General features: G+C 64.2%; 19 protein-coding genes. 10 read left to right on the forward strand and 9 right to left on the reverse strand.

The window, feature by feature from the left end; all coding sequences use genetic code 11:
• Positions 1 to 37 precede the first annotated feature (37 nt).
• The 6 genes from rbfA (at position 38) to clpB (ending at position 8343) form a co-directional block, all read left to right on the forward strand.
• The gene (rbfA, locus tag QTL98_RS01475) at positions 38 to 520 is read left to right on the forward strand and encodes a 30S ribosome-binding factor RbfA (RefSeq protein ID WP_445680466.1); all 483 of its coding nucleotides are present in this window, start codon (positions 38 to 40) and stop codon (positions 518 to 520) included.
• Positions 521 to 525: 5 nt separating this feature from the next.
• Positions 526 to 1485 (forward strand): tRNA pseudouridine(55) synthase TruB, encoded by a 960-nt coding sequence (truB, locus tag QTL98_RS01480; protein ID WP_445680467.1) that lies wholly within the window; start codon positions 526 to 528, stop codon positions 1483 to 1485.
• A 24-nt stretch (positions 1486 to 1509) separates the two neighbouring features.
• Positions 1510 to 1779: a 30S ribosomal protein S15 gene (rpsO, locus tag QTL98_RS01485; protein WP_445680468.1), complete on the forward strand. Its 270-nt coding sequence runs from the start codon at positions 1510 to 1512 to the stop codon at positions 1777 to 1779.
• Between the two features lie 291 nt (positions 1780 to 2070).
• Positions 2071 to 4236, forward strand: a complete 2166-nt coding sequence (gene pnp, locus QTL98_RS01490) for a polyribonucleotide nucleotidyltransferase (RefSeq protein WP_510637520.1) — start codon at positions 2071 to 2073, stop codon at positions 4234 to 4236.
• Between the two features lie 177 nt (positions 4237 to 4413).
• Entirely contained in the window at positions 4414 to 5496 is a 1083-nt protein-coding gene (locus tag QTL98_RS01495) for a hypothetical protein (RefSeq protein WP_445680470.1), read from the forward strand.
• Positions 5497 to 5673: 177 nt separating this feature from the next.
• Positions 5674 to 8343 carry an ATP-dependent chaperone ClpB gene (gene clpB / locus QTL98_RS01500; protein WP_445680471.1) on the forward strand — a complete coding sequence of 890 codons (2670 nt, stop codon included), beginning with the start codon at positions 5674 to 5676 and terminating at the stop codon, positions 8341 to 8343.
• 80 nt (positions 8344 to 8423) lie between these two features.
• Here the strand turns inward: clpB and QTL98_RS01505 are convergent, their stop codons facing one another.
• Complete coding sequence (locus QTL98_RS01505) at positions 8424 to 9020, reverse strand: gamma carbonic anhydrase family protein (RefSeq protein WP_445680472.1); 597 nt, start codon at positions 9018 to 9020, stop codon at positions 8424 to 8426.
• Complete coding sequence (locus tag QTL98_RS01510) at positions 9020 to 9913, reverse strand: AraC family transcriptional regulator (protein WP_445680473.1); 894 nt, start codon at positions 9911 to 9913, stop codon at positions 9020 to 9022. Before QTL98_RS01510 ends, QTL98_RS01505 begins: the two co-directional genes overlap by 1 nt.
• Before the next feature lie 251 nt (positions 9914 to 10164).
• Between QTL98_RS01510 and QTL98_RS01515 the strand changes: the two genes are divergently transcribed.
• Positions 10165 to 11367 carry an MFS transporter gene (locus QTL98_RS01515; RefSeq protein ID WP_510637605.1) on the forward strand — a complete coding sequence of 401 codons (1203 nt, stop codon included), beginning with the start codon at positions 10165 to 10167 and terminating at the stop codon, positions 11365 to 11367.
• A 29-nt stretch (positions 11368 to 11396) separates the two neighbouring features.
• Here the strand turns inward: QTL98_RS01515 and QTL98_RS01520 are convergent, their stop codons facing one another.
• From QTL98_RS01520 to QTL98_RS01540, 5 genes are all read right to left on the reverse strand, one after another.
• Positions 11397 to 12683: an MFS transporter gene (locus QTL98_RS01520; protein ID WP_445680474.1), complete on the reverse strand. Its 1287-nt coding sequence runs from the start codon at positions 12681 to 12683 to the stop codon at positions 11397 to 11399.
• Positions 12683 to 13258 (reverse strand): RBBP9/YdeN family alpha/beta hydrolase, encoded by a 576-nt coding sequence (locus QTL98_RS01525; RefSeq protein WP_445680475.1) that lies wholly within the window; start codon positions 13256 to 13258, stop codon positions 12683 to 12685. Before QTL98_RS01525 ends, QTL98_RS01520 begins: the two co-directional genes overlap by 1 nt.
• Before the next feature lie 94 nt (positions 13259 to 13352).
• Positions 13353 to 13679 carry a hypothetical protein gene (locus tag QTL98_RS01530; RefSeq protein WP_445680476.1) on the reverse strand — a complete coding sequence of 109 codons (327 nt, stop codon included), beginning with the start codon at positions 13677 to 13679 and terminating at the stop codon, positions 13353 to 13355.
• Positions 13680 to 13758: 79 nt separating this feature from the next.
• The gene (locus QTL98_RS01535; RefSeq protein WP_445680477.1) at positions 13759 to 15156 is read right to left on the reverse strand and encodes an NAD(P)H-dependent flavin oxidoreductase; all 1398 of its coding nucleotides are present in this window, start codon (positions 15154 to 15156) and stop codon (positions 13759 to 13761) included.
• Between the two features lie 143 nt (positions 15157 to 15299).
• The gene (locus QTL98_RS01540) at positions 15300 to 16049 is read right to left on the reverse strand and encodes a glycerophosphodiester phosphodiesterase family protein (RefSeq protein WP_445680478.1); all 750 of its coding nucleotides are present in this window, start codon (positions 16047 to 16049) and stop codon (positions 15300 to 15302) included.
• A 185-nt stretch (positions 16050 to 16234) separates the two neighbouring features.
• Here QTL98_RS01540 and QTL98_RS01545 point away from each other — a divergent pair, with 185 nt between their 5' ends.
• From QTL98_RS01545 to QTL98_RS01555, 3 genes are all read left to right on the forward strand, one after another.
• Complete coding sequence (locus QTL98_RS01545; RefSeq protein WP_445680479.1) at positions 16235 to 17083, forward strand: DUF3108 domain-containing protein; 849 nt, start codon at positions 16235 to 16237, stop codon at positions 17081 to 17083.
• A gap of 117 nt (positions 17084 to 17200) precedes the next feature.
• On the forward strand, positions 17201 to 17479 hold the full coding sequence (locus QTL98_RS01550) for a hypothetical protein (protein ID WP_445680480.1): 279 nt from the start codon (positions 17201 to 17203) through the stop codon (positions 17477 to 17479).
• Positions 17480 to 17487: 8 nt separating this feature from the next.
• A complete protein-coding gene (locus tag QTL98_RS01555) occupies positions 17488 to 18051 on the forward strand; it encodes a GNAT family N-acetyltransferase (protein WP_445680481.1) in 564 nt (187 codons plus the stop codon).
• A gap of 8 nt (positions 18052 to 18059) precedes the next feature.
• Here the strand turns inward: QTL98_RS01555 and QTL98_RS01560 are convergent, their stop codons facing one another.
• Together QTL98_RS01560 and QTL98_RS01565 are read right to left on the reverse strand one after the other, a co-directional pair.
• Positions 18060 to 22892 carry an NAD-glutamate dehydrogenase gene (locus QTL98_RS01560; RefSeq protein ID WP_445680482.1) on the reverse strand — a complete coding sequence of 1611 codons (4833 nt, stop codon included), beginning with the start codon at positions 22890 to 22892 and terminating at the stop codon, positions 18060 to 18062.
• Between the two features lie 198 nt (positions 22893 to 23090).
• The gene (locus QTL98_RS01565; protein ID WP_445680483.1) at positions 23091 to 24389 is read right to left on the reverse strand and encodes a pentapeptide repeat-containing protein; all 1299 of its coding nucleotides are present in this window, start codon (positions 24387 to 24389) and stop codon (positions 23091 to 23093) included.
• Positions 24390 to 24406: the final 17 nt, after the last annotated feature.

Raw genomic sequence — 24406 nt, forward strand, 5'->3', positions numbered from 1 at the left:
CGGAAGCTGTGACGGGTGCCAGGGAGTTTCAGGCACCATGGCGCGCAGTAGCGTAAAGCCGCCCTCGCAGCGTCAGCTCCGGGTTGGCGAGGAAATCCGTCACGCACTGGCCGGTATGCTGGCGCGCGGCGATCACCTGCCCGATCCGGCACTGGCGGAGCTTAACGTCACCGTTACCGAAGTGCGCATGTCGCCCGACCTGCGCATTGCCTGGGCTTATGTGCGGGCACTGGGCGGCGGCGAATCGCATCTCGCCATCAAGCTGCTGGCCGAGGCCGCCAATAATCTGCGCCGCGAGGTTGCCCGCGAGGTGCGCCTTAAATATGTGCCGCAGCTGCGTTTCCTGATCGACACCTCCTTTGATGAAGCCGCCCGCATCGACGCGCTGCTCGACAAGGTGCGGGTCTCCCCCGCCCCGTTCGATCCTGACAGCCTCGCTCCTGATGATGAGGATGAGGACTGGGAGGACGAGGATGATGTCGAGGAAGACGATACCGAAGACGGCAAGGACCGGGGCTGAGCGGCATGGGGCGTAAGCGCAAGGGCGTACCGATCCACGGCTGGCTCAACATCAACAAGCCGCTGGGCATGACCTCCAGCCAGGTGGTGGGCGCCGTGCGCCGCATCACCGGCGCCGAGAAGGCCGGCCATGGCGGCACGCTCGACCCGCTGGCCAGCGGTGTGCTGCCCATCGCGCTCGGCGAGGCGACCAAGACCGTTTCCTACGTCATGGACGGCCGCAAGACCTATGGTTTCCGCGTGCGCTGGGGCGCCGCGACCACCACGGATGACCGTGAGGGCCCGGTGGTCGAAACCAGCGAGCTGCGCCCGGACACCGCCGCCATCGAGGCGCTGCTGCCCGACTTCACCGGCGAGATCGACCAGGTGCCGCCGGCCTTCTCCGCCATCAAGGTGGATGGCGAACGGGCTTATGATCTTGCCCGCGATGGCGAGGAGGTCCAGCTCGCCAGCCGCCGGGTGAAGGTGGAGCGCCTGAGCCTCGCCGGTCAGCCCGATGCCGACTGTGCGGATTTCGAAGTTGAGTGCGGCAAGGGCACCTATGTGCGCTCGCTGGGCCGCGACATGGGCCGTCGTCTCGGTTGCCTTGGCCACATCGAAATTCTCACCCGTCTGCGGGTGGGAAGATTTACTCTGGAAAACGCGATTTCTCTGGACTCGCTGGAGGCGTTAGCCCAGAGTGCGCCCCCAAATGCGGCCCCCCAGCAATGGATGGGGCCTCATTTGCTTCCGGTTGAAACAGCGCTGGACGACATCCCGGCCCTGCTTCTGAGCGAAACGGAAGCTCACCGACTGCGACATGGTCAGACGGTTCCCCTGCTGCGCAAGGCCGACCGCGCCCGGATTGACGGGCTCGAGCAGGTCGGCAGCGACGGAATCGCTTTCGCCATGACCGGGACAACCCCGGTGGCCATCGTCCTTCTGGAAGGCGGCCAGTTGCATCCGGTTCGCGTGCTCAATCTATAAACTCTCTTTTCAGGAGACATCACGATGTCGATCACCGCCGAACGCAAGGCCGAGCTGGTCAAGGAATATGGTGCAGTTGCTGGCGACACCGGTTCGCCCGAAGTGCAGGTTGCGATCCTCTCCGAGCGCATCTCCAACCTCACCGAGCACCTGAAGACCCACAAGAAGGACTTCCACAGCCGCCGTGGCCTGCTGATCATGGTTGGTCAGCGCCGCAGCCTGCTGGACTACGTCAAGCGCAAGGATGAGAGCCGTTACCAGACTCTGATCCAGCGCCTCGGTATCCGCCGCTAATCGGCGAATGCCCGACAAGGCCGGTACGAACCTTCGTATCGGCCTTTGTCTTATTTAAGGGTTCCGGTCTGCCGGGACCGGCGGCACTTCGGGGCCGCGACCAGAGTTTTGACGAGGGCAGGTTTTCCGGGATGTCCCGGCAGCCGGTGCGCTTCGCCCGCCAAGGGCGAAAAGGGGCCGCACCATGGAGCTGGCAACCTGATCCTTTAAGCCCCGATCACAAAGGGTACTGCGCCGGCCTCAGGATGGTCCGCGTACCCGACCGAACCGGCGAATCCGCGCCGGAACGGAATGCTGGCTGAAGGAAAGCTGAAAGCAATGTTCAACGTTTACCGCAAATCCATTGAGTGGGGCGGGCGCACGCTCACCCTCGAGACTGGCAAGGTTGCCCGTCAGGCCGATGGCGCCGTCATGGTCACCTATGGCGACACGGTCGTGCTGTGCACCGCCGTCTATGCAAAGAAGCAGAAGCCGGGGCAGGATTTCTTCCCGCTCACGGTCAACTACCAGGAAAAGTTCTACGCTGCCGGCCGTATCCCCGGTGGTTTCTTCAAGCGTGAAGGCCGTCCGAGCGAGAAGGAGACGCTGGTCTCCCGCCTGATCGACCGCCCGATCCGCCCGCTCTTCGTCAAGGGTTTCAAGAACGAGGTGCAGGTTGTCGCCACCGTTCTGAGCCATGACCTTGAGAACGATCCCGATATCGCCGCGATCATCGGTTCTTCCGCCGCCCTCACCCTGTCCGGTGCGCCGTTCCTCGGCCCGATCGGTGGTGCGCGCGTTGGCGTGATCGATGGCGAGTTCGTGCTGAACCCGACCACCGAGCAGCTGAAGGACAGCAAGCTGGACCTCGTCGTCGCCGGTACGCAGGAAGGCGTGCTGATGGTCGAGTCCGAAGCCAGCGAGCTGGACGAGCAGAAGATGCTCGACGCCGTGATGTTCGGCCACAACGCCTACCAGCAGATCATCGACGCGATCATCGACCTCGCCGAGAGCGCGGCCAAGGATCCGTTCGACATGCCGGCCCCCGCCTATGATGTCGACGCCCTTGAGGCGAGCATCAAGGCACTTGTTGGTGCCGATGTGCGCGCCGCCTACGACACCGTGGTGAAGCAGGACCGTCAGGCCAAGCTTTCCGCTGCTAAGGACAAGGCCGCTGCCGAACTCGTCGGTTCCGACGAAGGCAAGTACCCGGCTGAAGTCTTCGGCGGGGCGTTCAAGAATGTCGAGGCCGACCTGGTGCGTAACCAGATCCTCGACACCGGCAACCGTATCGATGGCCGCGACACCAAGACCGTGCGTCAGATCGCCGTCGATGTGAGCGTGCTGCCGCGTACCCACGGTTCCGCCCTGTTCACCCGTGGCGAAACCCAGGCGCTGGTGGTCACCACCCTCGGCACCGGCCAGGACGAGCAGATCATCGACGCGCTGGAAGGCGAATACCGTTCGCCCTTCATGCTGCACTACAACTTCCCGCCCTACTCGGTCGGTGAAGCGGGCCGCATGGGCTCCCCGGGCCGCCGTGAAATCGGCCATGGCAAGCTCGCCTGGCGCGCGATCCGTCCGATGCTGCCGAAGCCGGCTGATTTCCCCTACACCCTGCGTGTGGTGTCTGAGATCACCGAATCCAACGGCTCCAGCTCGATGGCCACCGTTTGCGGCACCTCGCTGTCGCTGATGGATGCCGGCGTGCCGCTGCCGCGTCCGGTTGCCGGTATTGCGATGGGTCTCATCAAGGAAGGCGAGCGCTTTGCCGTGCTCACCGACATCCTGGGTGACGAAGACCATCTCGGCGACATGGACTTCAAGGTGGCCGGTACCGCCAATGGCATCACCGCGCTGCAGATGGACATCAAGATCACCTCGATCACCAAGGAGATCATGCAGATCGCCCTCGCCCAGGCGCAGGCCGGTCGTGTGCATATCCTCGGCGAGATGGCCAAGGGCCTCGATACCGCCCGCGGCGAGGTTTCCGGTAACGCTCCGCGCATCACCACCTTCTCCATTCCGAAGGACAAGATTCGTGAAGTGATCGGCACCGGCGGCAAGGTCATCCGCGAGATCGTGGAAGTGACGGGCTGCAAGATCGATCTGGAAGATGACGGCACGGTCAAGGTGGCTTCCACCGACAGCGCCAAGGCCCAGCAGGCCATCGACTGGATCAAGGGCATCACCGCCACGCCGGAACTGGGCGTCATCTACAAGGGCAAGGTGGTCAAGGTCGTCGATTTCGGCGCCTTCGTGAACTTCCTCGGCTCCAAGGATGGCCTCGTGCATATCTCCGAGCTGTCGGCCACCATCCGCCCGAAGACGGTCAGCGAGATCGTCAGCGAAGGCCAGGAAGTGTTCGTGAAGCTCATCGGCTTCGACGATCGCGGCAAGGTCAAGCTGTCGATGAAGCGCGTCGATCAGGAAACCGGCGCCGACGCCGAAGGCAAGACCGAAGAGAGCGCCGAGTAATCGGCTGACTTCCAAGTCAGGCTCGTTAAAGGAAAAACCCCGGCGTCTCTGGCGTCGGGGTTTTTCTTTTGGAAATCACCTGCCTGAACCGGCCCCAAAATCGGACAAGATTTTTCCCCCGGCACGGTCTTATCCTTCTGCCCGACAAAAAAGGGTCAAGGCAGGGGAGACGGGGTGATGAAGGTCAGGCGCAAGACCTTTAGCGAGGCCGAGCAGGCCGGCGTACTGGAGCCGGGCCAGGGCGATGCGCTCTGGGAGTTCTGCGAAGGGCAGCTGCAGGGCGACCCGCGGTTTCACTTCTCCCATATCCTGTATTACCTCGGTGGCGGCATCGCGATTGCGGCCATGAGCCTGCTGCTGACCGTCAGTTACGACCGCTGGGGCGGCCCGGCGTTATTGGTGCTTGGCCTTGTCTACGGGCTCGCCTGCTGGCGCGCGGGGCTGTGGCTTCTGGAAGTGAAAAAACTTCCCTTGCCGGCCGGCATCCTGCTCACCCTCACCATTGTCATGGTGCCGGTTGCCGTTTACGGGCTGGAAGCCTGGCTGGGTTACTGGCCGGAAGGCGGGCCGTCTTATGACGAGTATCATCATCTGGTGAACTGGCGCTGGCTCTCCATGGAGCTGGCAACGCTGGCGATTGCGGCCCTGCTGCTGGCGCGCCACCGGCTGCCCTTCATGGTCATGCCGGTGGCAGTCACGCTCTGGTATCTCGGCATGGATATCGGTGACTGGATCGCCGCCGGGCTTTATGCCGGCCCGGCCGATGCAGCTGCCGCCTATGACTGGCAAGCCGCCTATGCCGTGCGGCGGACCGTCTCCATTCTCTTCGGCCTTGCCATGCTGGGGCTGGCGCTGGGTGTCGATATCCGCACCCGCCGCCTTCACCGCGATTTTGCCTTCTGGCTCTATCTTTTCGGCCTCATGTCCTTCTGGGGCGGTGTGACGGCGCTCGACCCCTCGGGCGAGCTGGGGCGGGTGGGTTATGGCCTGCTCAATCTCGGGCTCATCCTCATCGGCGCACTGTTGCAGCGCCGGGCTTTTGCCGTGTTCGGGGCGCTGGGCATCGCGTTCTATCTCGGCCATCTCGCCTATGATGTCTTCAAGGACGAACTGGTCTTTGCGCTCGCCCTCAGCGCCATCGGCCTTGCCATCGTTGCCGGCGGCGTGTGGTGGAGCCGTCATGGTGAAACCCTTGGCGGTCGCTGGCGCCGGGCCCTGTCGCCGCGTTTTGCCGAGCTGATCGAGGCCCGGCAGGCCTAGGGCAAAAGGGTCCTTGCGCATGGGGCCCACCCGCCCCATATCCCCGATAGAAGGGCCGGGATCAGGCGGTTAGCCGTCCGGCACCGGCCCTTGATTGCACAGTTTGTGGATCACCAGACGGGCCGCCGTGCTTCATGGAAGGCGGTGCCCGGTTAAAGAATGAGGAGAACAGCGAACATGGACTTCGAGAAGTTCACGGATCGCTCGAAGGGGTTCATTCAGTCGGCGCAGACACTGGCCCTGAATGAAGGCCATCAGCAATTGACTCCGGTGCACCTTTTGAAGGTGCTGCTGGATGATGAAGAAGGGCTGGCCGCCAGCCTTATCCGCTCGGCCGGCGGCGATCCCGCTCAGGCCCGGCTTGCCACCGAAGCAGAGCTGCGCAAGGTGCCGAAGGTTTCCGGCGCCGGTGACGGGCAGGTGCTCGGCACGCCCGCGCTCGTGCGCGCCTTTACCAAGGCACAGGAGCTGAGCCGCAAGGTCGGGGACGAATATGTCACCGTCGAATATCTGCTGCTTGCCCTGGCGATGGCCGAAGGCAGCCCCTCCGTCGATATCCTGAAGCAGTCCGGCGCCGCGCCGCAGGCGCTGCACAAGGCCATCAATGAGCTGCGCAAGGGCCGCAAGGCTTCCAGCGCCAATGCGGAGGCCAATTTCGAGGCGCTCAAGAAATATGCCCGTGACCTGACCGAGGATGCCAAGAGCGGCAAACTCGACCCGGTTATCGGCCGTGATGATGAAATCCGCCGCTCCATCCAGGTTCTCGCCCGCCGCACCAAGAACAACCCGGTGCTGATCGGCGAGCCGGGCGTGGGCAAGACCGCCATCGTCGAAGGCCTGGCCCAGCGCATCATCAAGGGCGACGTACCCGAAAGCCTCAAGAACAAGCGCCTGCTGGCGCTCGACCTTGCGGCGCTGGTGGCCGGCGCCAAGTTCCGCGGCGAGTTTGAGGAGCGCCTGAAATCCGTGCTCGACGAGATCGAGCAGGCGGCTGGCGAAATCGTGCTCTTCATTGACGAGATGCACATGCTACTCGGCGCCGGCAAGGCCGAGGGCAGTATGGATGCGGCCAATATGCTCAAGCCACTGCTGGCGCGTGGCTCACTTCATTGCATTGGCGCAACGACCCTCAATGAATACCAGAAGCATGTCGAGAAGGACGCTGCCTTTGCCCGCCGGTTCCAGCCGGTGATGGTGAGCGAGCCGAGCGTGGAGGACACCATCTCCATCCTGCGCGGCCTCAAGGAGAAGTACGAGGTTCACCACGGCGTGCGCATCCTCGATGCCGCTATCGTGGCGGCTGCGACCCTGTCCAACCGCTACATCGCCGACCGTTTCCTGCCCGACAAGGCCATCGACCTCATTGACGAGGCCTCGGCCCGTCTGCGCATGGCCGTGGACAGCAAGCCGGAAGAGATTGACGAGCTCGACCGCCGCATTATCCAGCTCAAGATCGAGCAGGCGGCGCTGGAGCGCGAGAGCGACGATGGCTCGCGCCAGCGCCTGACGAAGCTTGTCTCCGAACTGGCGGAGCTGGAGGAAAAATCCACCGAGCTCACCGCCCGCTGGCAGGCGGAAAAAAACCAGATCGAAGGTGCGCAGAAGATCAAGGAAGCGCTGGACCAGCACCGCTCCGAGCTGGAGCAGGCACAGCGCAACAATGACTGGGCGCGTGCCGGCGAACTGACCTATGGCGTGATCCCCGAACTGGAGCGCAAGCTCAAGGACGCGGAGAATGCCGCCTCCAACCGGATGATCGACGAGGAAGTCGGCGAGGATGATATCGCCGCCGTCGTCAGCCGCTGGACCGGCGTGCCCGTCGACAAGATGCTGGAAGGCGAGCGCGAAAAGCTGCTGGGCATGGAGCGGGAGCTTGGCAAGCGCGTCATCGGCCAGGACGAGGCGATTGTTGCCGTCTCCAATGCCGTGCGCCGTGCCCGTGCCGGTTTGCAGGACCCCAACCGCCCCATCGGCAGTTTCCTCTTCCTCGGCCCCACCGGTGTCGGCAAGACGGAGCTGACCAAGGCTTTGGCCGAATTCCTCTTTGACGATGAGCACGCGATGGTGCGCATCGACATGTCGGAATTCATGGAAAAGCACGCCGTCAGCCGCCTTATAGGCGCGCCTCCGGGATATGTGGGTTATGACGAGGGCGGCGCCCTTACCGAAGCTGTGCGGCGCCGGCCCTATCAGGTCGTGCTGTTCGACGAGGTGGAGAAGGCGCATCCCGACGTCTTCAACGTGCTGCTGCAGGTGCTGGATGACGGCCGCCTGACCGATGGCCAGGGCCGCACGGTGGACTTCCGCAACACCCTCATCATCATGACCTCCAACCTCGGCTCCGAAATTCTGGCGAGCCAGCCGGAAGATCAGGATTCAAGTGCCGTGCGCGGTCCGGTGATGGAGGTGGTGCGCCAGTCCTTCCGGCCGGAGTTCCTCAACCGCCTCGACGAAATCCTGCTCTTCCACCGCCTGCGGCGGGAGAATATGGCCGGCATCGTCGATGTGCAGCTGAAGCGGCTGGAAAAGCTGCTGACCCAGCGGCAGATCGAGCTGGAGGTCGACAAGGCGGCCCGCGCCCATATTGCCGAGATCGGTTACGACCCGGTTTATGGCGCCCGTCCGCTGAAGCGGGTGATCCAGCGCGAGCTGCAGAACCCGCTCGCCCAGCTCATCCTCGAAGGCAAGATCGAGCCGGGCCAGACGGTGCCGGTGAGTGCCGAAGAGGGCGCGCTGGTTATTGCGGGCACCCGCATTGACCGGGCCACCGATACCGGCATCTCGTCCGGTGGCGGCGCCTTCCGGCACGAGCCGGAAGAGGGTGAAGGATCGGTGATGCTGCACTGACCTCCAGTCAGTCAGGCGCTTAGAATGACAAATCCCTTCCCGGTTTCGGGAAGGGATTTTGTTTTGATATCGTTCTGAAATTAGCCGGCGACTTCATCCGCCGTGTGGCTGCCGAGCCGCTCCGAAATCCCGGTGGTGATCTTCACCATGTCCGCTTCTTCGCGTGGAATGCCGTAGACGGTGAGCGGGAAATTGAGCGGCGCCTGTGCCTGCCAGATGGCGTCATGCTCGCCGGGCGGCAGGATTTGTGCCGGGTCGCCCACCGCCACCCAGCCGATGGGCACGGTGCTGGCGGGCGCAAGGCGGGTTTTCAGATGCACCACGGCATTGATGCGTACCTCGCTGCCCCGCCCGATACGGCTGGCATGAAAAACCGCAGTGCCGGTAGCGATGAAGACTTCATCCTCCACGGTCGACCCGACAACGTGAGCGTTGGGGCCTACGAGGCAGTGATTGCCGATGGTGAGGGAATGGGCGGCGCTGGAGCGCAGCACGGCGTTCTCCATCACAATGCTGTTTTGCCCGAGCGATATGGAGCCGCCCTCGGCAATCACCTGTGCGCCATAAAGGATGCGGCAGCCGGCACCCACGCTCACATCCCCGCACAGCACCGCATTGGGGGCAACCCAGGCGTCGGGATGAACGGTCGGCGTTTTGCCGTTGTGGGTAATCAGCATCAGTGCGTGCTCCCGTGGGATGTCAGGGTGGCAATGTCGTCGGCGATGGTGGCGTCGGGCTGCGGGGCATAAGCCGGGTCGGTGTGTTTCTGGGCGCGCAGATAACGCGCCGGCGGCTCACCCATCACCCGGCGGAACATGGTGGTAAAGGCAGCGGCGCTCTCATAACCAAGATCGAGCGCCACCGCGGTGATGCCCTCCCCGCGTGAGAGGCGCGGCAGGGCCGCAAACAGGCAGGCCTGCTGCCGCCAGGCGGAGAAGCTGAGCCCGGTTTCCCGGCGGAAGGCACGGGTAAAACTGCTGCGGCTCATCGCCATGTCTCCCGCCCATTCATCGATGCTGTCATGGGCGCTGGGGGCAGCCAGAAACTGCCGGCAGCGCGCGGCAAGCCGCGGATCGGCGGGAAGCGGCAAAGCCAGCGGCGCTTCGGCAAGGCGCGGCAATTCCTCCACGATCAAGGCCAGGATCAGGCGTGTGCGATTGGTGCCGGTATCGTTCCGCCGCACCTTCACCGCTTCGACGATCAGGCTGCGCATAAGATCGGAGACGTGAAAGATACGGCACTCGGCCGGCAGGTCTGGCACGGAGGCGGTGTCGACATAAAGCGAGCGGGCGCTGGTTTTCTCCAGCATGGTCACCGAATGTTCGGTGCGAGCGGGAATCCACAGCGCATGGTCCGCTGGCACCAGCCAGTGCCGCCCATGCGTGTGGGCAATGGCAACGCCGGTCAGGGAGTAGAGCAGCTGCGAGCGGCTGTGGCAGTGCGGCGGTATGGCGTAGGCCGCCGGATAGTCGCTGGCCCAGGTGGCAACCGGTCCCGGTGTTGCTTCGATGCGCACCACCTCATCCAGCGTGCCCGGCCGGAAATAGCGTGTCTCGAACTCTCCCGCCATGCGCGCTGCCCTTCGGTTCGAATTATCGGATTGACCCGATCTCACAAGAAGTGGAGCGAAGCACGAAAGCAGGTCGCCCGCAAAGCAGATAAATTCCAGCATCAGGAATACCACCTGCGGCACCGGCCCTTCCGGCCGGCAACCCGCGAGCGGGGAAAAAGACCCCGACAAGCCACCCGAAAACGCTGTTGGAGAAAAAAGTGAGTGAGACTGTGACCGTGGCCGAAGAGGCGGCCGCGCCCCCTTCGCTGGTGACGACTCCGGCTCGCACGGCCGGTGATGCGGCGTTTGCTGTCATCCTTGCCCTCAGCTTCTGCCACATGCTCAACGACATGATGCAGTCGCTGCTGCCGGCGATCTACCCGATGCTCAAGACCAATTTTGGCCTGAGCTTCAGCCAGATCGGCCTGCTTACCCTCACCTTCCAGGTGACGGCCTCACTGCTTCAGCCTGTCGTCGGCATAGTGACCGACAAGCGCCCGCAGCCCTTTTCGCTGTGCGTGGGCATGGCCTTTACGCTCACCGGCCTCTTGCTGCTGGCCCATGCGGCCCATTTCGCCACGCTGCTGATCGCCGCCGCCATCGTCGGCATGGGCTCTTCCATCTTCCATCCTGACAGTTCGCGGGTGGCGCGCCTTGCCTCCGGCGGGCAGCACGGGCTTGCCCAGTCGCTGTTCCAGGTGGGCGGCAATGTCGGCTCGGCTGCGGGGCCGCTGCTGGCCGCCTTCATCGTGCTGCCGCGCGGGCAGGGCAGCATCGGCTGGTTCTCCATCGCCGCGCTCACCGCCATGGTGGTGCTGTTTCAGGTCGGCCGCTGGTACAGCGCGCATCTGGCCGGCCGGGCCCGCAAGGGCCACGTCGAGGCGCCGGTTATCAACATGCCGCGTGGCCGGGTGATCGGCGCGATCACAGTGCTCGGCATGCTGGTCTTCTCCAAATACGTCTATATGGCCAGCCTCAGCAGCTACTACACCTTCTACCTGATCCATAAGTTCGGCCTCAGCGTGCAGGCGGCGCAGCTGCAGCTCTTCCTGTTCTTGGGCGCTGTGGCTGTGGGCACCATCGCCGGCGGCCCCATCGGGGACCGGTTCGGCCGCAAGCTGGTGATCTGGGGCTCCATTCTGGGCGTGCTGCCCTTCACCCTCGCCCTGCCCTACGCCAACCTCACCTGGACCATGGTGCTGGCGGCGCTGATCGGCCTCATCCTTGCCTCTGCCTTCTCCGCCATCGTCGTCTATGCGCAGGAGCTGGTGCCGGGCAAGGTCGGCATGATCGCGGGGCTCTTCTTCGGCTTCGCCTTCGGCATGGGCGGTCTTGGCGCCGCCGTGCTGGGCGAGGTGGCGGACGCGAAGGGGATCGACTTCGTCTACCACCTCTGCTCGTGGCTGCCGGCACTCGGCCTGCTCACGATCTTCCTGCCCGATATCGAAGGGCACCGGCGCAAACGCGCCTGAGTGTAAGGGAAAGGGGATGTCGCCTGATCTCAGGCGACATCCCGTCCCCGCTTGTCCGGTACGCCCAGCAGCAGCAGGGCGCCGCCGATGACGAAAAATATCACCACCACACTCATGCCGGCGCGCTGACTGTGGAAGGCGGCCGTCAGGCTGCCCACCAGCAGCGGCCCCAGAAAGGCTGTCGCCTTGCCGGAAAGGGCAAACAGCCCGAACATCTCGCCGGCCTCCTCTGCCGGTGCCAGATAGGCCATCAGCGTGCGGCTGGCGGCCTGCGCCGGGCCGACGAAGATGCCGAGCCCTGCGCCCAGGATCCAGAACCACAGCGGGTCGCTGACAAGAAGCAGCGCGGTGCCCAGCACGGTGAGGGCAGCAAGCGACAGCAGCACGGTCTTTTTGGGACCGATGGCGTCATCCACCCAGGCGAAGGCCGCCGCGCCGATGCCGGCGGTCACGTTCAGCAGGATGCCGAAGAGCAAAATCTGCTCGAAACTCAGGCCAAACGTTCCGGCAGCGTAAATACCGCCGAAGGTAAAAAGCGTGGTCAGCCCGTCTGTATAGAGCATGCTGGCGATGAGATAGACCACGACCTCGCGCCGGTGGCGCAGCCGCCTGAGGCTGGCAACCAGCTGGCCGAATCCGGCCCTGACCGCAGCAGTCGCGCTGATGCCGGTCGAAGGTCGGTCGGGCGTCCACAGCAGCAGCGGCACGGTAAAGACGAGGAGCCAGCCGGCTGTCAGCAATGTCGTCGTGCGCACATTGAAGGCGCCGTCGTGGGAAATAGCAGGGTTCTGGACAAAGAGCTTCAACGCCACGATCAGGCAGACGAGCGCGCCAGCATATCCAAGGCCCTGCCCCCAGCCGGAAAGGCGCCCTACCTCGCCGGGAGCCGCCAGCTCCTTGAGCATGGCGTTGTAGAAAACCTGCGCATATTCGAAGGCCAGCGAGGCGATGACGACCCAGGCCAGCGCCCAGAGCGTCCAGTCGAGCCCGGGGGCGGCAAAGAACAATAGACCGCAGCCAATGGCATTGATCAGGCTGAAAACCACGATCCAAGGTTTGCGCCCGCCGCTGCGGTCGGCAATCGCCCCCAGCAGCGGGGCACCGATGGCGGCCAGCAGGGCGGTCAGCGCACTGGCCCAGCCCCACCAGGCGGTGCCGGTGGTCTCGTCCGGGGCCAGGGCGCGGGTAAAATAGGTAGCGAAGACGAAAGTGGAGATAACCGTGGGAAAGGCCGAGTTCGCCCAGTCATAGAGGCACCAGCCGAATTTCGCCTTGCCATCCGCTCCGCCGGCCGCCGGATTTGTCTCAGTCCTCATCAGGCAGAAAGTCCGGTGCGGGCAATCAGCGCGGCAAGCCGCTCCTGCCCCAGCGGCCACAGGCCGAGATCGGAGGCCGAGTTGATGTGGCCGAGATTGCCGGCATCCGTCAGCGTTGCCCCCCAGGCCGCGGCCAGGGCCTGCGCCCGGCTGAAATCCACATAAGGATCGTTCCGGCTAGCGATCATTTCGGCGGCAAAGGGCAGCTTTTCCATCGGAAAGGGCGCAAAGCTCCGGGTCTCCGGCGGGGTGTGGGCTTCGGATTCGATGTCAGCCGGCGCTACCAGCAAGGCCCCGACAACCGGGGCCGGCTTGCCGGCGCGGCTGGCGGCCCAGCGCGCCACCAGCGAGCAGGAGAGGCTGTGGGCGATCAGCACGGTTGGCCGGGTGTCCCGGCCGATATGCGTCTCCAGGGCAGCGATCCATTCGGCAGCATCAGGCTGGTCCCAGTCGCGCTGCTGCACCCGCTCCAGCGCCGGGTCGGCGGCCTGCCAGACACTCTGCCAGTGGGTCGGGCCGGAGTTGGAGAGGCCGGGCAGGATCAGCAGGCGATAAGCAGGGGCGGAATTGGCCATCGGCAGGCACCTTTGTCAGGATTGCGGGGCCGATTAAGCCGGGGCCGGGCCGTGCCTGCAAGAGGGGTTTGAAGGCAGCGCCTTGCCCGATCAACTATGCTTGGGGGCCCTTGTCGCCGATCATGCGGCGGCGGAGCGCCTCGGGCATCTCCAGTGTCTCACGGTCCCAGCCTTCGTTTTCGATGACTGTCTCAAGACAGTTTTCCAGCAGGCTGTGGCACTGCTCGAGCGCCCGCTTGATGGTCTCGTGGGTGGAAGCCAGATTGTCACGATCCTCAAGGCAGCGGCCCTGATAGTCGTGCGCTTCGCGGACCAGCGAGATCATCCGTGCCACCTGCCCGGGGCAGTCGCACATATAGACCATCGCCTGATCCAGCAGCTTGAAGATCTCGTCCTGGCTGAAGCGGGTATCGTTGATCATGCCGGGCGGCTTCCTGAGGCTGGGGCGAGAAGGCGGACGCGAACGGCCGCTTTTTCCCTGCCCGCGGCCAGAACCCAGTTCAGTCGCCGATCATGATCCGGTCAACGAGTTCCTTCACAGTCGGTATAAAGCCGTTGCTGTAAAAAGGATCGCTTGCGAAACGATAAGCGTTATGGCCGGCGAACATCAGGTTGTTTTCGATGTCGCCGCCGTGGCCTGCGCTCATCAGCGTCTTCTGGATGCAGAAGGAACGCGGGTCGGCCTTGCGGCCGGTGGAAAACTTCTCGTTCGTGGCCCAGTTGGAGAACTGGCACTGCGAGAGGCAGCCCATGCAATCTGCCTGGTCCTTGCGGATTTCCTTCGACCGGTCCGGCGTCTCGAACACCAGCGTGAAGTCCGGCGTCTTCAGGGCCTCGCTGTACCCGTCGGCCATCCATTCCTCGGCGCGGATACGGTCGGCCGGGGTCACATAATAGGCAGGGCCGCGCGGGGCGGGGCGGAACTCCACGGTGTGCTCGCCCACCGGCTCCACCGCATAGGCCACCTGCCGCTCGGAGCGGCCAATCATTTCGCGCAGGTAATCATTGCGCACGGCAGAGCTGTAGAAGCCCGTCGGGGAGAACTTGTTGAGGTAGACGTCGCCTTCGCGCAGGGTCAGCAGGCGCTGCTTCCACTGGTCGGAGATCGGGCTTTCGCGGGTCAGCAGCGGGCGGGTGCCGAACTGGAAGGCTACCGGGCCAATTTCGGGATTGTCGAGCCAGTGGTCCCATTCGCGCAGGCACCACACTCCGCCGGCCATGATGACCGGGACATTGTGCAGACCATAGCTGTTCATCACCCGGCGCAGTTCGGCCACGCGGGGATAGGGATCTTCAGGCTTTTCCGGGTCTTCGCTGTTGGAGAGGCCGTTATGGCCGCCGGCAAGCCAGGGGTCTTCATAGACCACGCCGCCCAGCCACTCCGAAACCTTGGAGTAGGAGCGCTTCCACAAGGCGTTGAAGGCACGGCCGGAGGAAACGATCGGATAATAATAGACGCCGAATTCGGCGGCGATGTTGGCCAGCCGGTAGGGCATGCCGGCACCGCAGGTGACGCCATGGACCAGGCCCTTGGCGCCTTCAAGGATGCCGTGCAGGATGCGCTCGCAGCCGCCCATCTCCCACAGCACGTTCATGTGGATGCGGCCTTCGCCGCCGGAACGTTCATGGGCCTCGCGGGCCTGCTGGATGCCGCCGGCAATGCCGTAGGCCACCAGCTCCTCGTGCCGCTCACGGCGGCTGCGGCCGGAATAGACCTGCGGGATGATGTTGCCATCATCGTCGCGGGCATCGGCGTTGACGCCGGAGAAGGTGCCTGCACCGCCCGCGGCCGCCCAGGCGCCGGAACTGCTGCCATTGGTCACGGCAATACCCTTGCCGCCTTCGACCAGCGGCAGGACTTCCTTGCCGGAGAGGATAATGGGGTTCAGTGCCTTCACTTGCGCCTTCGCTCCTGCTCCAGGCGCCCCGCACAGCCAGGGGGCCGGCGGGGGGCGGAGCACGTACATGTCAGATCAAAGGCGCCATATAGGTCGAAATTTCGCCGACCGCGACAGTTGACGGTGATTTTTTCGTAATTTTTTTATCCGAGGCTGCCGATGAGGCGTCCGGCGTGGTCGGTAAAGACGCTGGAGACGCCTGCCCGCCACAGCTCATGAGCCAGCGCCGCGTTGTTGACGGTGTAGATCAGCACCGGCCGGCCGGAGGCACGATAGGCCGCAATCGTCTCTGTGGTTTCAAACCTGTTGCAGGCATGGATGGTGGAGGCCTGCAGCCGGTCGGCGGTCTCGGCCCAGTCATCCTGCCGCTCATAGATCAGGTAACCGCGCGGCCAGTCCGGCAGGCGGTCACGGGCGATCTCCAGCGAACGGGCAGAGAAGGAGGAGACCAGAGGCGGTACCCTGTCCTTCGGCCAGATGGCGGCAGCAGCGGCCATCGCCACCTCTGCCGTTTCCACATCCTCTCCGGCAGCCGGTTTGATCTCGATATTGGGATGCAGCCCAAGCTCGAGGCAGAGCTTTAGCGCCTCGGCAAAACCGAGGACCGGCTCGCCGGCAAAAGCCGGCCCGAACCAGGATCCGGCGTCGAGCTTCTGCAGGTCGGCCCAGTCCATGCCGTTCACCGGCCCCTTGCCGGTGCTGGTGCGGTCCAGATCATCGTCATGGAACAGCACCGGCACCCCGTCCCGGCTCAAGGTCACGTCAAACTCGACCCAGCGGGCACCATGGGCACGCGCAAGGCGCAGCGCCGCGGCGGTATTCTCCGGCGCATTGGCGCTGGCGCCCCGATGGGCGATGACGGGGGGCAGGAGGAAAGGCAGGGCGGCGACCATTCTTGTGCCTCTTTCGGCGCGTTTGATTGATGGCCTGCGGACAGATGCGGGGCCTCCGAGAGGTCCCTTGTCCGCAAGCGAGCGACACTCTGGCAAAAGCCTGCGCGTCAATCCAGCGGGCACTTTGGCCAGCGGGTGCTTCGGCGGCAGGGCCGGTTGCCTCACTCCCGGCATAAGGAGGCTGTATGCGCAGGTTCTCACCCCACTTTGCCGATCTGTGGCAAAGGCGCCGGGCTGCCGCCTTTGCCATGATTGTTGCCGCGGGTCTTGCGGGGCTGCCGGCTCCGGCGCCCGCGCTGGAAGAAACCGGGCGACTGCCGTCTCCCGGTACGGCCAGCTGGACCTACGCGATCGGTTTTGCCGGCCTCAACATCGCGAGCTTCACTTTCGCTGCCGATCTTTCTGCCGGGCGCTATGCCGTGGCCTTGCAGGGGCAGACGGCCGGTCTTGCCGGCCTGCTGGCCGACCAGCTGGTTCCGGAACATCATTTCCGTCGCTGGACGCGGCGCGGGAAGGTGCGGGAGATGGCCATCGCCTATCCGTTGGCCGGGACCGCCGGATCCATGCTTCCCACGGTGGAAAGCACCCCGCCACCACCCGCGCGCCTGCGGGAGGCCGCGCTTTCCCTGTTGCAGGACAACAAGGGTGGTGTGGATACGCTGACGGCAGCCCTTTCTATACTCTTGCCGTCGAACCAGGCTGGCGGCGCCTGCAATCTCCGGCAAACCGGTTTTGACGGGCTTGGTCTTTATCGCATCGAGGCACGGCCGCTGGGCATGGAGACGGTAAAGACTGCCGGCGGCGGTATCCGGGCGCTGCACTGCGCGCTGGCCATCACCAAGCTGGGGCCGTGGAAAAATCCCGATGACGAACGGCAGTCGCAAAAGCTCCACCAGGCAGGGCGCAGTGATTACACGGCTGACCTGTGGCTGGTTGCCCGCGGGCCATTGCTGGTTCCGCTATATGGCGAGCTGAAATTGCAGAATGGTGGAGTCGCGACGATGTCACTGATCTCAAATCATCCTGAGAATTAGTCCGATAGGTAATAAGATAGATATTCTATGCTTTCGCTTACCTTTATGGGATTGCGAGGCATGGCTAAAAGCGTACGATCAGGGTAATTCAGCACTCCCAGAAACCGGGGCCAGGCGATGTTCAAATTTCTCACCGAAGTGGTTTTCGACAAGAAGGCCAAGGCCAAACCGGGCAAGGGCAACCCGTCCTCGATTGACTGGGAGGCGGTGCAGAAACTCGCCGTTGGCGAAATCAAGATGCAGACCTCCATCGGCCATGGCGCCGAGGCAAAGGTGGCCGTGTCGGCGGCCTACAAGCGCCCTGAAGTGCGCAACAAGCTGAATCAGCTGGCTTCCCAGGGTTATGACGAAGGTCGCCTTGGCCGCGCTCTTGCCAAGTTCGCGCTCGAAGCCTGAAGCTTTTCATGGCGGCGGCTTTCAGCCTGCATACGCCGCAGGCCGGGGAAGAGCGGGCGCTTGCCGCTTTCCATCTCAAAATCTGGCGTGAGACCTATCGGGGCATAGTCCCGGCCGAGGCGGTCGAAATTCTCGGGCTTGAGCGCCGGGTCGGCCGTTGGCGGGACATGCTCACGGTACCGCAGCCGGGCTCGCTGTTGCAGGTCGTCCTGCGTGGCGAGGATTATGCCGGTTTCTGTTATGCGGGGGAGGCTGGCCTGCCGCTTTTCGGTGGCCGCGGCGAAATACACTACCTCTATGTCGATCCCGCCTGCCATGGCCGGGGCATCGGCCGGCGCCTGATGGGGCTGGCCGCACGGCATTTTCAGGCGCAGGGCAAAAGCGGGCTCGGGCTGGGTGTGGTGGCCGAAAATCACAGAGCCATCGGCTTTTACGAGGCCATGGGGGGCGTTGCCGGCCCGGCCTATACCGATCCGGGTCCCGTGTGGCGTTCGGCCAATATCGCTTATTTCTGGGACGATCTGCCGGCCCTGATTGCACGTTCAGGGCCGGCAGAAACCGTCTTTGACTGAGCCTTGCCCTAGCTGAGCGTCAGGGCACGCAAGGCGCGTGCACCGACGGCCAGCATGGCAAGGTCGATGGCAGGCTGGCCCTGCAGCTCGCCGATCAGGCTGTTCAGCCGGTCAATCGCCCGGCGGCGGCCATTGGCCCAGGCTTCCACGGCATCGGCTCCGGCAGCGCCGGCCCCTTCGTCCTCAAGGATGCGCCGGGTGATGGCGGACTGCTGGGCAAACAGGTCGTCGATCAGTGCAGCCACTGCCTGCTTCTGCCAATGGTTGCCGCTGACGATTTCGCCCGCCGCCCCGCGCAACCAGTTGATGCCCAGCTTGTCGCCGACGGCGAAGTAGATCTGCCCCACGGCCTCCACCTGATGGCCGCTGGCCCGGGCGATCGCCACCACGTCCGGCGAGGCAGCGAGGATCGGCAGGCTGGCGATGGCATGGGCCAGTTCCTCCGGCACGCCCTTTTCCGTCAGGCGCGTGCGGCGCCGGATCAGCGAGGCAAGGCCGTTTTCCGACAGTCGGGTCTCCAGCCCCACCTTGAGGCGGGCAATGCCGGCGCCGAAATTCTCCGCCTCTTCCGACATCGCAATGGGATGGCGGGCATTGGCGAGGAACCAGGCCACCGTGCGCTCCATCAGCGCCTCGGTTGCCTGCAGCATGTCGAGCTGCACTTCCGCCGGTACCAGCGTGTCGAGCGCCTCGATCTCCTGCCACATGGCCCGCACTTCAAAGGCATCGCGCGCCACGATATAGCAGCGGGCGATGTCGTCCGCCGCCATGCCGGTGGTCTCGGCGAGACGGGAGATGAAGGTGGGGCCGGTGCGGTTGATCAGCGAGTTGGTGACGGCGGTGGCGATGATCTCGCGCCGCAGCTGGTGCCCCTCGATCCGCTCCCGGTAACGATCGCGCAGCTGGGCGGGGAAGTAGAGCACCAGATCCTCGACCATCTTCGGGTCGTCCGGCAACGCGCTCTTCAGGAGCTGGTCATAGAGCCAGATCTTGGAGTAGGCGAGCAGCACGGCAATTTCCGGCCGGGTAAGCCCGTTATTATGGGCGGCCCGGCGGCTGATCTCCGCTTCATCGGGCAGGAACTCGATGGCCCGGTTGAGCAGCCCGCTCTTTTCCAGATCGCGCATCAGGCGGGCCTGGCTGTCGAGCTGGGCGGTACCATACCGTTCCGAAATCGAAATGGCCTGGGTTTGCAGATAATTGTCCCGCAGCACCAGCCGCGAGACCTCGTCGGTCATCTCCACCAGCAGGTTGTTGCGCTGCTTGCGGGTGATGTCGCCCCGGCTTTCGATGTCGCCAAGGAGAATCTTGATGTTCACCTCATGGTCGGAGCAGTCGACGCCGGCCGAATTGTCGATAGCGTCGGTGTTGAGGTGGCCGCCGGCCAGCGCATATTCGATGCGGGCGCGCTGGGTCATGCCCAGATTGGCGCCCTCGCCGATGACCTTGGCCCGGAGCTCGCCGGCGTCCACGCGCAGCGCATCGTTGGACTTGTCGCCGGCATCCGCCTGGCTTTCCGCCGAGTGCTTCACATAGGTGCCGATACCGCCGAACCACAGCAGATCCACCTGCGCCTTCAAGAGCGAGCGGATGAGATCGTTGGGAGCCAGCTTGTCGACGGTAAAGCCGAAGCGCTCGCGTACCTGCGGCGTCAGCGTTACCGACTTGGCGCTGCGATCGATGATAAGGCCGCCTTCAGACAGGCAGGCGCGGTCATAATCCGCCCAGCTTGAGCGCGGCAGGTTGAAGAGCCGTTCACGCTCGTTGAAGGAGCGTTCGGTGTCCGGCGTGGGATCAAGGAAGATGTGCTGGTGGTTGAAGGCGGCAACCAGCTCGATCTTGCGGCTGAGCAGCATGCCGTTGCCGAACACGTCGCCCGACATGTCGCCGACGCCGACGACAGTGAAGGGCTCTTCCTGGATGTTGCGGCCAAGTTCACGGAAGTGGCGCTTGACGGCTTCCCATCCGCCGCGGGCGGTAATGCCCATCTTCTTGTGGTCATACCCGGCCGAACCGCCGGAAGCGAAGGCATCGCCGAGCCAGAAGCCATAGGACTCCGACACGGCATTGGCGATGTCGGAGAAGGTGGCCGTGCCCTTGTCGGCGGCAACGACGAGGTAGGGATCGTCCCGGTCGCGGCGCAGCACATGAGCCGGCGGAATGATGTCGCCGGCCTTGAGGTTGTCAGTGATGTCGAGCAGGCCGGACATGAAGATGCGGTAACAGGCAATGCCTTCCGCCATGAAGGCATCGCGCCCTTCCGACGGGGCGGGCGGGCGCTTTACCACGAAACCGCCCTTGGAGCCGACCGGCACGATGACCGCGTTCTTGACCATCTGCGCCTTCATCAGGCCCAGGATTTCGGTACGGAAATCCTCCCGCCGGTCAGACCAGCGCAGGCCGCCACGGGCGACCGTGCCGCCGCGCAGATGGATAGCCTCGACCCGGGCGGAGTAGACAAAGATTTCACGCCACGGCCTCGGTGCCGGCAGGCCGGTGATCTGCGAACTGTCGAGCTTGAAGGACACGTAGGATTTGGGCTCGCCCTTTTCGTCGGGCTGCCAGAAATTGGTGCGCAGGCAGGCGCGCACCATGTTGTTGAAGCGCCTGAGGATGGTATCGGCATCAAGGTTGGTGACGCTGTCGAGCGTCTGGTCGAACTCGTGCTGCAGTTCCTGGGCAATATCCTCGCGGTTCCCTTCCAGCCCCGGGTTCAGCAGGGCGTCGAACAGGCGGCAGGTCAGTTCCGCAGCCTGCGGGTACTGGCTGAGCACATCCATCACCAGCGCCAGCGAGTAGGGCAGCCGCGCCTGCTGGAGATATTTGGCGAAGGCGCGCACCAGCGTGACGTCACGCCAGTCGAGACCGGCGCCGATCACCAGGCGGTTGAAGCCGTCGCTTTCCATCTCGCCTTCCCACACCCGGATGAAGGTGTGGTGGAACGGCTCGCGCACGCGGGCAAGGTCTACATTCGCCCCTTCGGGCAGCTGCATGCGGAAATCATGGATCCAGATCGTTCCGCCGTCGAGTTCGACCTCGTAGGGGATGGTCGAGACCACCTTGACGCCCATATCCACCAGCATCGGCATCACGGTTGCCAGCGGTACCGGGCCGCTCTGGTGGTATATCTTGAAATAAAGCTCGCTCTCATCCGCCTCCAGCGGGCGGTAGAGATTCATGCCAAGATGGCCGCTGGCGAGGGTCTTTTCGATCCGCTCGATGTCGCTGACGGCCTGGTCCGGCGTGTGAATCTCGGTATAGGCGGCCGCGAAGGCGGAGCTGTAGCGCCCGAAGAGGCTGAGGCCCTGCTCTTCTCCCCTGGCCTCGATGAGCGCGAGCTTGAGGCCGTCGGACCAGGATTTGCCCGCCTCGATCAGCTGGCGCTCGATCTCGTCGATATCCGGTTCGCTGACGGCCCCGGCGCCAAGGCTGACCACAAAATGCAGCCGCGCCAGCACGCCCTCATCCAGCGCCATGGCGAAAGCGGAAATATCGCCGCCGAACCCTTCGGCGAGAATGTCGCCCATGGTGTCGGTCAGGTCGTTGTCCAGCCTCTCGCGCGGCACATAGACGAAGCAGGAGACGAAGCGGTTATAGCGGTCGTGCCGGGTAAAGAGCGCCACACGCTTGCGGTCCTGCAGGCGCAGCACCCCGAGCGAGATGCGCAGCAGATCATCTTCGGAGATCTGGAACAGCTCGTCGCGCGGGTAGGTCTCCAGAACATGCGCCAGCGCCTTGCGGGCATGGCCCTGCGTGGCAAAACCGGCCCGGGCTTCTACTGCTGCCACCTTGCGGCGCAGATAGGGGATGAGGCGCGGGCTCTGGCTGTAGGCGCGGGAGGTGAAGAGGCCGACAAAGAGGGCGGCACCCACGGCCTTGCCCTGTTCGTCAAAGCGTTCAACGCTGACCACATCCAGCAGTACGCCGCGATGCACGGTCGAGCGGTGGTTGGCCTTCTCGATCTCCAGCAAGCGGCCTTCGCCATTATCATCGCCAACGGGAGTGATGGAGCGGGAGCCGTCGAACAGCAGCCGTGCCTCGTCCTTGAGGATACCGAGGCCCGAGCCGGGAATGATGCGCGGGCGGGTCACATCGCCGTCCGCCTCGTAATCCACCTCCCGATAACCGAGGAAGGTCAGCGAATCATCGGCGGCCCAGCGCAGGAAAGCGCAGGCCTCGCTGATTTCCGCTTCGGGCAGGCTCAGCTTCGTCTTCTCCAGCCGGTCGGCCAGCGCCAGTGCCTCGCTGCGCATCTGCTGCCAGTCGGCAACGGCGGCGCGAACATCGCCCAGCACGCCTTCCAGCGCCTGCTCTATATCGGCGAGGATCGCTTCCGAGCTGATCTCGTCGATCTCGAGATACATCAGGCTTTCGCGCGGACCGTCGCCGGCATCGGCAATGGCGGTGAGCTCACCCTTGGCATTGCGGGTCACTTCCAGCACCGGGTGGATCACCATGTGCACGGTGATGCCGCGGCGATCCATTTCCTGCGTCACGCTGTCGACCAGGAAGGGCATGTCTTCCTGTACGATCTCGATGACCGTGTGCCCGGCGCGCCAGCCATGCTCGTCGGTACGCGGAGTGAACACTTTGAGCCGGTGCTGTCCGGCCTTGCGCTGGGCGGCCAGCTGCCAGAGCGACAGGGCAGCACCGTAGAGATGTTCGGCGCCGCGCGCCGCCATGTCGTCGGCGCCGACATTGCGGAAGAAACGCTCGACGAAAGCCTCGGCCGTCGTGGCCTTGCCTTTGCCGAGGCGCGTGTGGATGCGTTCGATCACCGCCGAAATCAGGTCACGTTTCTGATTCTCGGCCCGGCTCTCGGCACGGTTGTCGAGGGACATTTGCACGAATGACTCCAACCCGATGTAGTGCCGCCTTTCTGGCGACTTATGTTTCAGGCGGCGACGTGCTCCGGGGTCGGGCCGTCACCTGCCCAGCCCACAGGCTAGACGACAAAGTCCCGCAATAAAATATTGAGTGAGTTCTATTTTGGCTGTTTTTGCGACTTAAGCGTTTTCAGCGTAAAAGGTCAGCTATACTTACCTTTGTGTCAGCAGTGCAGCAGCTTCGGCCGGCAGGCGCGCACCGTGCGTATTTGCACCATCAAGGATGGCGCCGCTGAAGACGGCACTGTCGAACCGGCCGCCACGCAGGTCAGCCCCAGAAAGATTGGCCTGTTCGAAGCGGGTCGGCCAGATAATCGACTTTTCGGCCTTTTCGCTCGCCACCAGTTCGGTCGGGCTGGCATCGGCCTCGCGCAAGGAAACGCTGCGCAGGTCGGCGCCGTTGAAGCGCGCGCCGCGGAGCAGGCATCGGGTAAAGCGGGCTTCCATAAGCTTGGCGCCGCTGAAATCGGCGAGCATCAGCCGGCTGTCGCTCAAATCCGTTGCCCGCATGTCAGCGCCGGAGAAGTTGGCACCGCTCAGGTCGCAGGCTGTGATGGAGACGCCGACAAGGCTGCGGCCGGAAAAATCGGCCCGCTGGCCCTTGCGGCCATTGGAGACGATCCATTGCACATGGGCATCGAGAATTTCCTCGATCTCCGGCGTCAGACCCTCCCGTTTGCCGACGAGCGTGTCGGAAAGGTTGGCGCCCTCGGTCAGTGCCCTGTCCATCGCGACATTGATCAGGCTGGCAGCGCGCATATCGCAGCCGGCGAAGTTGGTGCCTTCCACTCTGGCGCCATCCAGCACCGCACCCTTCATCTTGCAGCCGATCAGGGTGGCTCCGGAAAGGTCCGCTCCCGAGAGGTTGACCCCGAAGAGATTGGCGCCGGAGAGCGTGGCATTGGAGAGGTTGGCGGAAGAAAGGTCGGCCCGGTCCATCTGCACACCGGCCAGCGAGGCCCCGCTGAGATCGGCACCGTGCAGGTCCGCTGCACGTTCCTCGGTGCGTTTGCGGGTGCCCTCCCAGCGAATGAACTGTCCGGGCCGCAGGTCGGCGCCATCCAGTATGGCGCCCCGCATGACGGTTTCGGAAAAGTTGGCACCCCGCAGGTCAGCCTTGCGCAACGTGGCGTCGCTGAGGTCGGCCATGGCGAAATTGGCGCCGAACAGGTCGGAAAAATCGAAATCGCACCCCTGCAGAATGGCTTCGGCGAAGGTGCTGCCGGTGAGGATACCCTGCCGGAACGGAACCCCGTTCAAGGCCATGCGGCCGAAATCGGTCATGCGCCGATCCAGCCGCATGCCGTCGCGCCGGCCGGCCAGAAACAGCGCGTGCTGACGCAGCGCCTCGGCCAGCGCCCGCATGCGCGGGTCCGCCGCCAGCACCCTCGATCCGGCACCTGCAGGTGCCGGGGGGCGCTGGGCAGTAACCGGGAGTGGGGGGGTGGCCATGGATGGGTTACGTTCTT

The organism is Radicibacter daui (assembly GCA_030657355.1).
GTDB classification, from domain to species: domain Bacteria; phylum Pseudomonadota; class Alphaproteobacteria; order Radicibacterales; family Radicibacteraceae; genus Radicibacter; species Radicibacter daui.